Source organism: Microbacterium sp. gxy059 (genome assembly GCF_050958665.1).
Lineage (GTDB): Bacteria > Actinomycetota > Actinomycetes > Actinomycetales > Microbacteriaceae > Microbacterium.
In genome coordinates this window covers 120,838-133,017 of record NZ_JAMXWT010000002.1, presented here as the reverse complement: position 1 = coordinate 133,017, position 12,180 = coordinate 120,838, and the positions used below count along the sequence as shown (strand labels likewise).

Genomic DNA, 12,180 nt, shown 5'->3' with positions numbered 1-12,180 from the left:
CTCCGCCAATGGCAGCGGACATGTCGAAGACGTGGAGACTGAGGCCCGGGGGTGTCCCGCCCTCACGCCGCGCGGACGACGATCGACACGTCGTGCTCCGCCTCGGGCAGGTACTTCGCCGCGAGCACGGCGCCCGGCCGCACGTCGGCGAGCGCCACGGCCGGGAGCGCCTTCTCGACCCGTGCGTCGTACGTCGAGCCGTCTGGCCGCGTCACCCGGAGCAGGAGGTCGACGACGGCCGAGCCGCGGCGCACCTCGCCCGTCGACCGCATCTCCATCACGACGGCCTGGGCGTCGACCCGCTCCTCGGCGATGCGGAGCTGCTTGGGGGGGGGGTGAGCAGCCCCTGCGCGAGCCGCACGCGGTGCAGGACCGCCTGCACCTCGGCGGGGTCGGCGTCGCCCTCGCCCCGGAGCGCGCGCGGTTCGTCGTGAGGGTTCCCGGCTCGTCCCGGATCCTGCTCGCCCGCCCCGAGCAGCGCGTGCTCCGGGTCTCCTCCCCCGGCTTCGGCGACGGAGGGGCCGCCGACGTCGAGGCGCTCCTCGCGGCGGCCCGCGCGGGACTCGCGCCGGGCGCTCCCCTCGCGACGGCGGCCGAGCGCGAGGCCGCGACGCGGCGATGAGCGGCGACGCGGAGGCGCTCGTCGGGCTGCGCGGGCCCGGCGGTCTCCCCGACCGCTGGCGACACGTCGAGCCGCTCTTCGACGAGATGGCGCAGGCGCTCAGAGGCGGCGGCCCGGCCGCGGCGGAGCAGGAGACGATCCGGATCCTCTCCGCCGTCGCGGGCGACGTCGACGCGGTCGGGCTCGACATCCGCGCCAGGGCGACGACGAACCTCGCGGCGATCGCGGAGGCGCGCGGCGACCTCGATGCGTCGCTGCGCTTCGCAGGCGACGCCGTCGCGCTCTTCCTGCGCGCGGAGCGGGACCTCGGCGACGCGCGGCGGTCGGCCGATGCGCGGGCGGCCTGCCTCATCGGGCGCGCGCAGACGCACGCGCTCGTCGGCGCCCACGACGACGGGCTCGCGGATCTCGACGCCGCCGAGTCCGCGCTCGACGCCGATTCCCCGCCGCTCCTGACGATCTCCCTGATCACGACGCGGGCGAACGCGCTCCTCGCCCTCGACCGGCTCGCCGCGGCCGAAGACGCCTTCCGGCGCGCGCTCGACGCCGCCCTCGCCCACGACCCCCGCCTCGCCGCGCACGCCGTGGCCGGGCTCTCGGCGGTCGCCCAGCGCACGGGCGACTCGGCCGGCGCCCGCCAGCACGCGCAGCTCGCCCGCGGCCTGCAGGCGACGGATCGGGCCTCCGCGGCGAGCGCCGACGAGGGGCTCGCGCGGCTGCTGATCGATCAGGGCGACGTCGAGGCCGCCGAGGAGCTGTTCGCCCGGGCGGAGACGGGATACGCGCGCGGCGGGCTCCCCCGGCGCGCCGCGCACACCCGGTACGGGCGCGCGGCGACGCTCGTCGCGCGAGGGCAGCTGGCCGCCGCCCAGGCTCTCGCCGAGGAGGCGCTCCGGGAGACCGAGGCGCAGGGCGACAGGGCCGCGCAGGTCGAGACGCTCGTGCTGCTCGGGGAGATCGCGGCGCGGGCGCACCGGTTCGACGAGGCCGAGGGGCACCTCGTGCGCGCCCGCGAGCAGGCCGCGGATCGCGGGCTCCCCCACGAGGCCGCGCGCATCGACACGCGCCGCGCGGTGATCGCCCACGCCGCCGCCGCGGCCGCGATCCGCCCGGACGACGCGCGACGGCGTCTCGAACAGGCGCTCGACCTGGCGTTGCCCGCCGCGCTCGCGTCCGACGCGATGCGCGCGGGCTTCCCGCCGGGCGCGGTGCGCGAGCGATGGATCTCGGAGGTCGCGACGGTCGCGCTGAGCGCGGCGCTCGGGATCCCGCAGCGCCTCCCCCGCCCCGTGCTCGTCATCGAGCTGCTCGCGTTCGCCGCGGCGTCGCCCGATCTCTCCCCCGCGCCGACGCGTCCCACCGTCGGGGTCGCGGCGCACCCGGCGTCGCCGTTCGCGGGCGCGTTCTCGCTGACGGCGGGCGGGGATCCCTCCACGGGGTCGTCCGGGTGGGACGGCGCCGACCTCCCGCCCCGGATCCGCGCCCTGCCCGAAGGCGGCGAGCTCGACGGGTGGATCGCGATCGCCCAGGACCGCTACGGCCTCCGCGTGCGCGCCGACGAGGAGGTCGTCGCGTGGTGACGGACCGGATCGCTACGACGGGCATCCCTCGGCCCGGGTCGCCGCGCGTGCAGCTCTCCTTCGTCGACGCGGGCGACCTGTATGCGACGTGGCGCTGGGAGGACGACATCGCCAGGCCCCGGGCCGTCGCGATCCCCCGCGAGGCCGTGCAGCCGGCCCTCGACGCGCTGGCGGGGGCCGTGCCCACCCCGCGGCCCGACGAGGACGTAGCGCGGGCGCTGGAGCGCGCCGTCGACGGCCCATTCGGGGATCCCGCCCGCGAGTCGGATCTCGCGACCTCGCTCGCGGGGGCGCTGATCCCGGCGCGTCTCGGCGCGGAGCTCAACGCGGTGCTCCTCCACGGCGAGCGCCCGCACGTGCGCATCCAGCCGTCGCGGTCGGTCGCCCTCGTGCCGTGGGAGGCGCTCCTCGTCGACGACGGACGCCGCTTCGTGCACGAGGCCGACGTGTCGCTCTTGCCGCCCGCCCCGGTGCGGAACGCACGGGGTCGGCGGGTGTCGCGCTTCCGGGCCGGCGCGCCCGTCGTCGCGGCGCTGGATCCCGCGATCCCCGGCGATGTGCTCGGGCGGGTGCTGGATCCGTCGGCCGGCCCCATCCGGGAGGTCGTCGAGCGGCTCGGCGCCCGCCTTCGCGGCCCGGATCCGGCGGTCGGCGGCGCGCTCGACCGCACGCGGCTGCGCGTGATGCTGGAGGGTGCAGGGCGCCTGCTCTACGTCGGTCACGTCTCGGGCGCTGCGCACGGCCTCGACGTACGTCTGCACCTCTCGGATGCGGCGGACGCGCCCGGGCGGGCCGAGCCTGTCGGGGCGCACCGCCCGCTGAGCGCCGCCGACATCGTGCACGGCGATCGGGACGGCCCGTGGCGCGCCCCGGCACGCGTCGCGCTCCTCGCGTGCGCGTCGGGCGGCGATCACGGGTTCGTCGAGCCGTCTGGCCTCGTGTCGGCGTTCGTGCGCCGCGGTACCGAGCACGTCGCGGCCGCGCGGTGGACGCTGCCGACCGACGCGGGCATCGCCCAGGCGACGGGGTCGCCCGTCCTCGCGTTCTCGGAGGCCGTGCGCGCGGTCGACGACGCGCAGGATCGCCCGGATCCGGTGGCCGCGCTCGGCGCATGGCAGCGCGCACAGGCCGAGCAGTGGGCGGCAACGGGGGATCCGGCGCGCTCGCCCCTCCTCTGGGCCGCGTTCACGACGGCGTGGGCGCCCTGACGCCGCCGAATCCGTGATCGGGAGGCGCAGGGCGCCGCGAGGCTGGTTCCGCCGGACGCACCCGCGCCCGGCGGAACCGAGAGGAAGCGGATCATGGGACTGTTCGACCGAGCGAAGAAGGCGGCCGGCGACGCGGCGGCTCAGGCGCAGGCGGCGCAGCGGCTCGCGGCGGAGCAGATGGCCCAGGCCGGCTGGACCGACGGCTCGCTGCCGACGATGGCGACCGCTCCGGCCGTCGGGGCGCAGATGCAGGCCGACCACGATGAGCTGAACGCCTACGGGCGGGAGCTGAACCGCATCATCGCCGTCGGCGCGCCGGGCGAGTCGGTCATCGTCCAGGCGACGGACACGGGCGAGCGCACGGCGGGCAACGCGTGGTTCCTCCTCGAAGTCGAGGTGACGCTGCCGGGCGAGGCGCCCTACACGGTGCGCAAGCGCGAGATGGTGCCGGCGCAGTTCGTCGCGAACTACGCCGCGGGATCCGCGCACGCGGTGGCCGTGGATCCGGCCGACCGCCAGCGCATCGCGTTCACGAGCTGAGCCGGCCGATGGGCCTCTTCCGCGACCTGCGGCGGCTCTGGGCGGTCGCGCGCGAGAACCGGCGGCACATGGACATCGCGGAGTCGATCCGGGTGTCGGCCGACGCCGCCGAGCACTGGTCGCGCGTCGCGCGAGACGCGTCGCGCGGAGTGTACGGGGCCGCGGTGCCGGATCCGTTCGCGAACCTCGCCTTCCACCAGCGGGGCCTCGCCGCATCGGGGCGGGTGCTCTCGCTCGCCCCGACTGCGGAGGCGTTCGAGGGCGCGACGGTCTACGACGTGCGGCTCGAGGTGCGCATCGACGGCCGCGAGCCGTACGAGACCGCGTACCGCACGGTGATCGCCGCGGCGGCCCTGCCGAACTGGCAGCCGGGCCGCGTGCTCCCGTTCCGCGTCTCCCCCGCCGACCCCCACGCGCTGCTGCTGGGGTGAGCGCCCCACAAGTCCCCAAGTCTTCGCGAATTCCCCCGCCATTGGCTGGGGACTTCGCGAAGACTTGGGGACTCAGACGGGACGCACCATCGCGGATCCTTGCCCTACCGTGGAGGGAGCGACGCACGCCGGCGAGGAGGAAGACGCATGACCCCGAGCGATCCCGCGCCCCGGCACGTGAACCACGTGCACGCGGGGCGCGATCGGTTCACGAGCATCCGCTGGGTGCCTCCGGCCCGCCGCGGGGGTCTCATCGTCGCCGCGGTGCTCTCCGTCGCGCTCGTCGTCCGGTTCCCGTTCCTGCCCGCGACGATCCCGACGCACTTCGACCTTCTCGGTCGGGCCGACGGATTCGGTCCGCGCTGGGTCGCGCTGCTGCTCGGGGCGGTCCTCCTCGCGGTCATCGTGGGCGTCGCATGGCTGTCGCGCCGCACCGACCTGCACAACAACGCGCCGAGGGTCGAGGAGGACGAGGCGGAGGAGTTCCATCGGCGCAGCGAGCGGATGATGGTCCGCATCCTGCTCTTCCTCGTCGGCCTCGACGCGATCCTCGTCCTCGGCTCCTTCGGCGTGCCGGCCACTGTGCTCGCCCTCCCGCTGCTCGCCGTGATGGTGGTCTGGGCTCTCATCGACACGCTCCGGGTCGCGGGGACGACGTAGGCGAGGGCCTCGGAATCGGGCTGGCGTGGCCGCGAGCGCAGCATACGGCTGTCCGCCTCCGCCCGGACGGAACCGAACGCGTCGCGCATATCGCCAGCCGCATCGGCCAGAGCATCCTGAGCACCACGCACCCCTGCCGGCCTCGGGTGGCCTGGACCGATCCGACGGCCTCCGCGACCTTGCCGGCAGTCCCCCGCCGCTACTGCGGTGCGTCGCCGACGAACAGCTCCGGGATCCGCCGACGCACGACGGACTCGATCGCCTCGTCCGACGCCACCTCCTCGTAGAGCTCGTCGAGCTCGTCCCAGAGCTTCTCGTCGGCCTCGTCGATGTCCTCCCCGCCCGTCGGCCGGAAGCGCCGGTACTCCCGGTCAGCGCGCTCGATCAGGTCGGCCACGTCGCCCAGGCCGTACCAGCGAAACGCCTCGACCGCGTCCCGCACCAGCGTGTCCTCATCACCGGCGTGGAAGCAGTTCTCGATCGCGCCGCCCACGAGGCCGCCGTTCCCGGCGATCCCGTCGAACGCGAAGAGCGCTCCCGCATGCCGCAGCGCATCCGAATCGGCCTCGCCGCGCTGATACGCGTCGATGATGCTCTCCAGGTGATCCGTGTCCATCTCGCGCTCCTCGTGGCGTTCGGTGCGCCCTGCACGCAGCCTGCCGTCCCCGTGCGGCACGTGAGCAGGCGTCCTCCGCAGATCGTACGCTGAGCGCGGCGGTACCTCCCGCCAACGCCGAAGGCCCCGGATCCATCAGGATCCGGGGCCTTCGAACTCTGTGCGCGAGGGGGGACTTGAACCCCCACGCCCTAATACGGGCACTAGCACCTCAAGCTAGCGCGTCTACCTATTCCGCCACCCGCGCATTGGGTGTGGTCCGCTCGCTTCCCGTTTCGTTCCGCGGGGCGAACCAAGAGAAAACATTACCACCCCTCCGGGGCGCGGGCGAACCAGAGCGGATCCCGGGCGCGCCACACTCCCGTCAGCCGAGCGACACGCCGAAGACGAGGCCCAGCACGTAGGTCACCGCCGCGGCGCCGAAGCCGATCGCCAGCTGGCGCAGGGCGCGCGGCAGCGGCGCCGCCCCCGACAGGAGGCCGACCGTCGCGCCCGTCGCGAGGAGCGCCAGCCCGACGAGGGCGAGCGCGAGCGCGACCGCCGCGATGCCCGACAGCCCGAAGATCCACGGCAGCACCGGGATGATCGCGCCCCCCGCGAAGAACAGGAAGCTCGACGCGGCCGCCTTCCACGCGCCGCCCACGACCTCGTGTCCGTCGATCGCCGTCGGGCGGGTGGGCGTCTTGCCGGCGCGGGCGCGGGCGAGCACGCGGTTCGCCTGCTCGAGCGCATCGTCCTGGCCCATGCCGCGCGCCCGATAGACGAGAGCGAGCTCGTTGGCGTCGAGGTCGAGGTCGGGCAGACCGGCGTCGGCGTAGTCGCTCGGCTCCGTCGAGTCGAGCATCTCCCGCTGCGATCGCACGGAGACGAACTCCCCCGCCGCCATCGACAGCGCGCCCGCGAGGAGCCCGGCGACGCCGCTGAACAGCACGAACTGCGGCGCGACGCCCGTGGCGCCGATGCCCATCACGAGGGCGAGGTTGCTGACGAGGCCGTCGTTGGCGCCGAACACGGCGGCGCGGAACGTGCCGGACAGGCGGCGTCGCCCCCGGGCGGCGAGCCCGCGCACGACCTCGTGGTGCACCTTCTCGTCGGCCGCCATCGCCGGCGATGCGTGCGGGTCGGTGTCGTACGGCGAGCGCGCCTCGGCGCGCTGCGCGAGCGCGAGCGTGAAGATCGACCCGAAGCGGCGCGCGAGCCACGCCGTGGAGCGCGAGCGCAGGCTGGCGCGCGGCATCCTCTGGGGCTCCCCGCCGAGCAGGCCCAGCCAGTGCTCCTCGTGCCGCTTCTCGGCCTCGGCGAGGGAGAGGAGGATCTCGCGCTCCTCCCCCGCGCGGCGCGCGGCGAGGCTGCGGTAGACGGCGCCCTCGGCGCGCTCGTCTGCGAGGTACTGCGCCCAGCGGCGGCGGTCGGATGCCGTCGCGGGTGCGGAGTCTGCTGCGGGGGTGGGCATGTCGCTCCCGGGTCGTGGCTCGCCCCGCGGGATGCTCCGCGGGGCCTCACCCAACGTAGGCCGACGCCCCCGCCCGCCGTGCCGCGGTCAGCCGCATTCGAAGCTTTTCGGGGCGCCGAAGAGCGCCCGGGATCAGCGGCGCACGCGCTTGCGCAGCAGGTCGATGCGGGCCTGCAGCTGGGCGACGGTCGCCTGCGCGACGGCGGGCCCTCCGCACGTGCGCCGCAGCCAGGCGTGCACCTGCCCGTGTGCCTCGCCCGTCTGGTTGGCGTAGACGCCGACGAGGCTGTTCAGCAGCTGGCGCTGCTCCTTCAGCGTGCGATGCAGGGGCGCAGGCAGGCTCGGCTCGACGCCCGTCTGCTGCTCCTGAGCCTCCCGCGCCTGACGGTGCTTCGACTGCCGCGCCTGGCGCTGCATGAGCAGGTCGTGCACGTGCTCGGGATCCAGCAGGCCCGGTAGCCCGATGAACTCCTGCTCCTCCTCGGATCCGGGCACCGCGAGCTGTCCGAACTGCTGCCCGTCGAACACGACCGAGTCGAAGTGCGCGGTCGACGACAGCGACTGGAACGAGAACTCCTCGTCCTGCGCGAGATCGTCGGAGGCGCGCTCCTCGCGCTCCGCCTCGGCGAGGAGCCCGTCGTCGAGGCCGTCCTCGTCGCCCTTCGGACGATCGAGCACGTGATCGCGCTGCTTCTCCATCTCGCTCGCGAGGCTCATCAGCTGCGGCACCTGCGGCAGGAAGATGCTCGCGGCCTCCCCCTGGCGGCGAGCCCGGACGAAGCGCCCGATCGCCTGGGCGAAGAACAGCGGCGTCGAGGAGCTCGTCGCGTACACGCCGACGGCGAGGCGCGGCACGTCCACGCCCTCCGACACCATGCGCACGGCGACCATCCACCGGGAGGCGTTCTGGGAGAACTGCTCGATGCGGCTCGACGCGTCGGCCTCGTCGCTGAGCACGACCGTGGGCCGCTGCCCCGTGAGGCGCCGCAGGATCTCGGCGTAGGCGCGCGCGTTCTGCTGATCCGTGGCGATCACGAGGCCGCCCGCGTCGGGCACGTGGTGGCGGATCTCTGACAGGCGCTGATCGGCGCTGCGGAGCACGGCGGGCATCCAGTCGCCCTCGGGGTCGAGCGCCGTGCGCCAGGCCTGGCTCGTGATGTCCTTCGTGTTGTCCTGGCCGAGGTGCGCCTCGTACTCGTCTCCGGCGCGCGTGCGCCAGGTCATGTGGCCGGAGTAGACGTGGAACAGCACGGGCCGCACGACGCCGTCGGCGAGCGCGCGGCCGTAGTCGTAGTTGTAGTCGGTGACCGACGTGCGCAGGCCCTGCGCATCGGGCGCGTACTCGACGAACGGGATCGGCGCGTCGTCGCTGCGGAAGGGCGTTCCGCTCAGCAGCAGCCGGCGCTTCGCCGGGGTGTAGGCGTCGCGGATCGCGTCGCCCCAGCTGAGCGCGTCGCCGCCGTGGTGCACCTCGTCGAGGATGACGAGCGTGCGCCCCTCCTTCGTGAGCTTCGTGTGCGGCGCGGACTTCACGGCGACCTGCGCGTACGTGACGACGGCGCCGTGGTAGTGGCGCGCCAGGTGGGGCGCGCTGTTGGAGAAGGTCGGATCGAGGCGGATGCTCACGCGCGCGGCGGCGTCGGCCCACTGCGTCTTGAGGTGCTCGGTGGGACACACGACGATGACGCGGTCGATCTCCCCGCGCTGCCTCAGCTCGCGCGCGACGGTGAGGGCGAAGGTCGTCTTGCCGGCGCCGGGGGTCGCCGCGACGAGGAAGTCGCGCTTGTCGGCCTCGAAGAACTGGTCGAGGGCCTCCTGCTGCCAGGCGCGCAGCCTGCCCGCGGTGCCCCGCGGGGCTCTCTGGGGGAAGGACGGACTCAGAACCACGAGCGTCCACGATAGTCGCGACCTCCGACATCGAGACGCGGATCCTCACAGGCGCCGCCCCGCCGCACATGTCGAGCGGCTAGATTCGGCTGGTCGACCGATGAGGAGCAGCGATGACCGATCCGAACGACCCGCGCACGCCGTACGTGCCGAACGACGACTCCCACCCCTGGCGGCGCTTCGTCGCGGTCGGCGATTCGTTCACGGAGGGCATCGGCGACCCCGAGCCGTCCGCCCCGGGAGGGCACCGCGGCTGGGCCGATCGCGTGGCGGAGGTGCTGTCGCAGCAGGCGGAGGGGTTCTCGTACGCGAACCTCGCCGTGCGCGGCAAGCTCATCCGGCAGATCCTCGACGATCAGATCGACGCCGCCGTGGCGCTCCAGCCGGATCTCCTCACGATCTGCGCGGGCGGTAACGACGTGCTGCGGCCGGGCACGGATCCGGACGAGATCGCGGATCTCCTCGACGGCGCGGTCTCGCGCCTGTCCGCGACGGGCGCGGCGGTCGTCGTGTTCACGGGCTTCGACGTCGGCTGGAACCCCGTCTTCCGGGCGATGCGCGGCAAGATCGCGATCTACAACGAGAACGTGCGCGCCGTCGCCGAGCGGCACGACGCCATCGTCGCCGACCTCTGGGCGCTGCGGGAGATCCAGGATCCGCGCTTCTGGGCCGACGACCGGCTGCATCTGAATGCCCTCGGCCACCACGAGGTCGCGCGCATGGCGCTGCGCACGCTCAACGTGCCGAACGATCTCGCGCACCTCGAGCCGGATCCCCTCCCCGCCCGCACCTGGCGCGCGGCGCGCGGCGAGGATCTCGTCTGGGCGCGCACCCATCTCGTGCCGTGGGTGCTGCGCCGCCTGCGTCACCAGTCGTCGGGAGACGGCCTGCAGCCGAAGCGCCCCGACGCGGCGCCGTTCGCCGGGGGCGACGCGGGCGCCTGACCGCGACGGACCCGCGCTCACCGCCTGAGACCACGACGCGCCCCGGGAAAGCGGACGACCCGAGAACAGCGAACCCCGTCGCCCCGGGATCCGCCGTTCTCGCGATCACCGCCAGGACCCCACGGCGCCCGCCCACACAGCGGACGACCCGCGAACCGGATCCGCTCGACCTGTCATCTTGTGCGTACGATCGTACGCATAAGATGGTAGCGTCCTGCTCATGACCGACCACTTCGCCGGAGACCCCCGCACGAACCGCGAGCGCATGCTGGCGGGCGACCTCTACATCGCCGACGATCCGGAGAACGAGCGCCGGGCGCGCCGCGCGGTGCGTCTCATGGGGCTCTACGCCCGCCGGGAGGCCGCGGGCGACGCCTCCGCCCGCGAGGTGCTGGCCGACCTCATCGGGAGCCTCGGCGACGACGCGTACGTGAAGCCGCCGCTGTTCGTCGACTACGGCGAGAACATCTCGATCGGAGCGCGCAGCTTCGCCAACTACGGTCTCACGGCGCTCGACGTCGCCCCGATCACGATCGGCGAGGACTGCCAGATCGGCCCCCACGTGCAGCTCCTCACCCCCACGCACCCGATCGCCCCCGACCCCCGACGCGACAAGCTCGAGGCCGCGGAGCCGATCGTCATCGGCGACAACGTCTGGCTCGGCGGCGGGGTCATCGTCTGCCCGGGTGTGACGATCGGCGACAACAGCGTCGTGGGTGCCGGATCCGTCGTCACGCGCGACATCCCCGCGGACGTCGTCGCGGTCGGCAACCCCGCGCGCGTGATCCGGAGCGTCCGGGAGGCGGACGATGACGCCTGAGCCCGGGAGCCGCCGCGGCCGACGCAACGACCCCGACCGGCGCGACCGCATCATCGACGCCTGTCTCGACGTCATCGCCGAGCGGGGCGTCGCCGGCGTCTCGCACCGCCGCGTGGCCGACGCCGCTGGCGTGCCTCTGGGGTCGATGACCTACCACTTCGACGGGATCGACGAGCTCCTGCACGAGGCGCTCTCCCGCTTCTCCTCCGCGGTCAGCGACCGCTTCGCCCGGCGCATGGCCGACGCCCCGGACCCCGCCTCGGCCCGCGACGCGATCGTGTCGATCGTCCTCGACGACGTCTTCGGGAGTCCGCGCGAGCTCGTGCTCACCCACGAGCTGTACACGCTCGCGGCCCGCGAACCGGCCTATCGAGCGCTCACCGCCGCGTGGATGGCCCGCAGCCGCGCCGCGCTCGAGCGCCACTTCGACGCCGAGACCGCCCGTCTCCTCGACGCGCTCATCGAGGGGCTCACGATCCATCGCGCCCTCGATGACGGCGACCGGGACCCGCGGGAGGTCGCGCGGGCCGTCGCGCGCCTGACGGCAGGCGCCTGACGCCCCGGGCGAGGCGTCAGCGCGCCGGCGGGTGCCGCAGCGCCCAGAGCGCGACGGCGCTCGCCGAGGCGACGTTGAGGGAGTCCACCCCGCCCGCCATGGCGATCATGACCGTGTCGTCGGCCGCGGCGAGCGCGCGCCGCGAGAGCCCCGGCCCCTCGGATCCCATCGCGAACGCGACCCGCTCGGGTCGATCCGCGGCGTAGGCGTCGAGGGGGATCGCGTCGTCGTCGAGCGCCATCGCCGCGATGCGGAACCCGCTCGCGTGCAGGAGGTCGCGCGCCCCCTCTCCCTCGCTCGGGAACCAGTCGGGCAGACGCGTCCACGGCACCTGGAACACCGTGCCCATCGACACGCGCACGCTGCGACGGTAGAGGGGGTCGGCGCACCGGGGCGTCACGAGCACCGCGTCAGCTCCGAGCCCCGCGGCGCCGCGGAACGCGGCCCCCACGTTCGTATGGTCGACGATGTCCTCGAGCACGAGGACCGTGCGGGCATCGCGGAGGACGTCCGCCACGGCCGGGAGCGCGGGCCGGCGCATCGCCGCGAGGAGCCCCCGGTGCACGGTGTATCCCGTCACCTGCTCGGCCACCGCGTCGGGCACGACGAAGACCGGCACGTCGAGATCCCCGACGAGGGCGGTCGCGTCGTCCAGCCACTTCTCCGCGGTCATCACGGACCGCGGCCGATGCCCCGCCGCGATCGCCCTCCCGAGCACCTTCGCCGACTCGGCCATGTAGAGCCCCTCCGCGGGCTCGAGCACCCGGCGCAGCGCGACGTCCGTGAGGTCGCGGTAGTCCGACAGGCTCGGGTGGGCAGGGTCGTCGATCCGCTCGATCTGCATGCGACCATCCTCGCGCACC

Annotated in this window: 14 protein-coding genes and 1 tRNA gene; 9 read left to right on the top strand and 6 right to left on the bottom strand. The window is 74.4% G+C overall.

Annotated elements, in window-relative coordinates; genetic code table 11:
• Positions 1–62 precede the first annotated feature (62 nt).
• Entirely contained in the window at positions 63–278 is a 216-nt protein-coding gene (locus tag NHL53_RS02175) for a hypothetical protein (protein WP_433774698.1), read from the bottom strand.
• Between the two features lie 86 nt (positions 279–364).
• Between NHL53_RS02175 and NHL53_RS02170 the strand changes: the two genes are divergently transcribed.
• From NHL53_RS02170 to NHL53_RS02145, 6 genes are all read left to right on the top strand, one after another.
• On the top strand, positions 365–622 hold the full coding sequence (locus NHL53_RS02170; RefSeq protein WP_433774696.1) for a hypothetical protein: 258 nt from the start codon (positions 365–367) through the stop codon (positions 620–622).
• Complete coding sequence (locus tag NHL53_RS02165; RefSeq protein ID WP_433774694.1) at positions 619–2,202, top strand: hypothetical protein; 1,584 nt, start codon at positions 619–621, stop codon at positions 2,200–2,202. Before NHL53_RS02170 ends, NHL53_RS02165 begins: the two co-directional genes overlap by 4 nt.
• Positions 2,196–3,410, top strand: coding sequence for a CHAT domain-containing protein (locus tag NHL53_RS02160; RefSeq protein ID WP_433774692.1), 1,215 nt, complete (start codon positions 2,196–2,198; stop codon positions 3,408–3,410). The genes NHL53_RS02165 and NHL53_RS02160 overlap by 7 nt, the downstream gene beginning before the upstream one ends.
• A gap of 93 nt (positions 3,411–3,503) precedes the next feature.
• The gene (locus NHL53_RS02155) at positions 3,504–3,950 is read left to right on the top strand and encodes a hypothetical protein (protein WP_433774690.1); all 447 of its coding nucleotides are present in this window, start codon (positions 3,504–3,506) and stop codon (positions 3,948–3,950) included.
• Between the two features lie 8 nt (positions 3,951–3,958).
• A complete protein-coding gene (locus NHL53_RS02150; protein WP_433774689.1) occupies positions 3,959–4,381 on the top strand; it encodes a hypothetical protein in 423 nt (140 codons plus the stop codon).
• 147 nt (positions 4,382–4,528) lie between these two features.
• Positions 4,529–5,041 (top strand): DUF1648 domain-containing protein, encoded by a 513-nt coding sequence (locus NHL53_RS02145; protein WP_433774687.1) that lies wholly within the window; start codon positions 4,529–4,531, stop codon positions 5,039–5,041.
• 199 nt (positions 5,042–5,240) lie between these two features.
• Here NHL53_RS02145 and NHL53_RS02140 read toward each other — a convergent pair whose 3' ends face one another.
• From NHL53_RS02140 to NHL53_RS02125, 4 genes are all read right to left on the bottom strand, one after another.
• On the bottom strand, positions 5,241–5,657 hold the full coding sequence (locus NHL53_RS02140; protein WP_433774685.1) for a DMP19 family protein: 417 nt from the start codon (positions 5,655–5,657) through the stop codon (positions 5,241–5,243).
• Positions 5,658–5,818: 161 nt separating this feature from the next.
• Positions 5,819–5,904 (bottom strand) — tRNA-Leu (locus tag NHL53_RS02135).
• Positions 5,905–6,021: 117 nt separating this feature from the next.
• Positions 6,022–7,110, bottom strand: a complete 1,089-nt coding sequence (locus NHL53_RS02130) for a VIT1/CCC1 transporter family protein (protein ID WP_433774682.1) — start codon at positions 7,108–7,110, stop codon at positions 6,022–6,024.
• A gap of 132 nt (positions 7,111–7,242) precedes the next feature.
• Complete coding sequence (locus tag NHL53_RS02125) at positions 7,243–8,997, bottom strand: DEAD/DEAH box helicase (protein ID WP_433774680.1); 1,755 nt, start codon at positions 8,995–8,997, stop codon at positions 7,243–7,245.
• Between the two features lie 113 nt (positions 8,998–9,110).
• On the opposite strand from NHL53_RS02125, the gene NHL53_RS02120 reads away from it, so the two are divergent.
• From NHL53_RS02120 to NHL53_RS02110, 3 genes are all read left to right on the top strand, one after another.
• Positions 9,111–9,941 carry an SGNH/GDSL hydrolase family protein gene (locus tag NHL53_RS02120; RefSeq protein WP_433774678.1) on the top strand — a complete coding sequence of 277 codons (831 nt, stop codon included), beginning with the start codon at positions 9,111–9,113 and terminating at the stop codon, positions 9,939–9,941.
• Between the two features lie 220 nt (positions 9,942–10,161).
• Complete coding sequence (locus NHL53_RS02115; protein WP_433774676.1) at positions 10,162–10,761, top strand: sugar O-acetyltransferase; 600 nt, start codon at positions 10,162–10,164, stop codon at positions 10,759–10,761.
• Complete coding sequence (locus NHL53_RS02110; protein WP_433774674.1) at positions 10,751–11,317, top strand: TetR/AcrR family transcriptional regulator; 567 nt, start codon at positions 10,751–10,753, stop codon at positions 11,315–11,317. Before NHL53_RS02115 ends, NHL53_RS02110 begins: the two co-directional genes overlap by 11 nt.
• Before the next feature lie 16 nt (positions 11,318–11,333).
• Here the strand turns inward: NHL53_RS02110 and NHL53_RS02105 are convergent, their stop codons facing one another.
• The gene (locus tag NHL53_RS02105) at positions 11,334–12,161 is read right to left on the bottom strand and encodes a TrmH family RNA methyltransferase (protein WP_433774672.1); all 828 of its coding nucleotides are present in this window, start codon (positions 12,159–12,161) and stop codon (positions 11,334–11,336) included.
• Positions 12,162–12,180 lie beyond the last annotated feature (19 nt).

Coding starts and splice junctions, on each gene's coding strand:
- NHL53_RS02175 (WP_433774698.1), bottom strand. CDS start 278: ATGGAGATGCGGTCGACGGGCGAGGTGCGCCGCGGCTCGGCCGTCGTC.
- NHL53_RS02165 (WP_433774694.1), top strand. CDS start 619: ATGAGCGGCGACGCGGAGGCGCTCGTCGGGCTGCGCGGGCCCGGCGGT.
- NHL53_RS02155 (WP_433774690.1), top strand. CDS start 3,504: ATGGGACTGTTCGACCGAGCGAAGAAGGCGGCCGGCGACGCGGCGGCT.
- NHL53_RS02150 (WP_433774689.1), top strand. CDS start 3,959: ATGGGCCTCTTCCGCGACCTGCGGCGGCTCTGGGCGGTCGCGCGCGAG.
- NHL53_RS02145 (WP_433774687.1), top strand. CDS start 4,529: ATGACCCCGAGCGATCCCGCGCCCCGGCACGTGAACCACGTGCACGCG.
- NHL53_RS02140 (WP_433774685.1), bottom strand. CDS start 5,657: ATGGACACGGATCACCTGGAGAGCATCATCGACGCGTATCAGCGCGGC.
- NHL53_RS02130 (WP_433774682.1), bottom strand. CDS start 7,110: ATGCCCACCCCCGCAGCAGACTCCGCACCCGCGACGGCATCCGACCGC.
- NHL53_RS02120 (WP_433774678.1), top strand. CDS start 9,111: ATGACCGATCCGAACGACCCGCGCACGCCGTACGTGCCGAACGACGAC.
- NHL53_RS02115 (WP_433774676.1), top strand. CDS start 10,162: ATGACCGACCACTTCGCCGGAGACCCCCGCACGAACCGCGAGCGCATG.
- NHL53_RS02110 (WP_433774674.1), top strand. CDS start 10,751: ATGACGCCTGAGCCCGGGAGCCGCCGCGGCCGACGCAACGACCCCGAC.
- NHL53_RS02105 (WP_433774672.1), bottom strand. CDS start 12,161: ATGCAGATCGAGCGGATCGACGACCCTGCCCACCCGAGCCTGTCGGAC.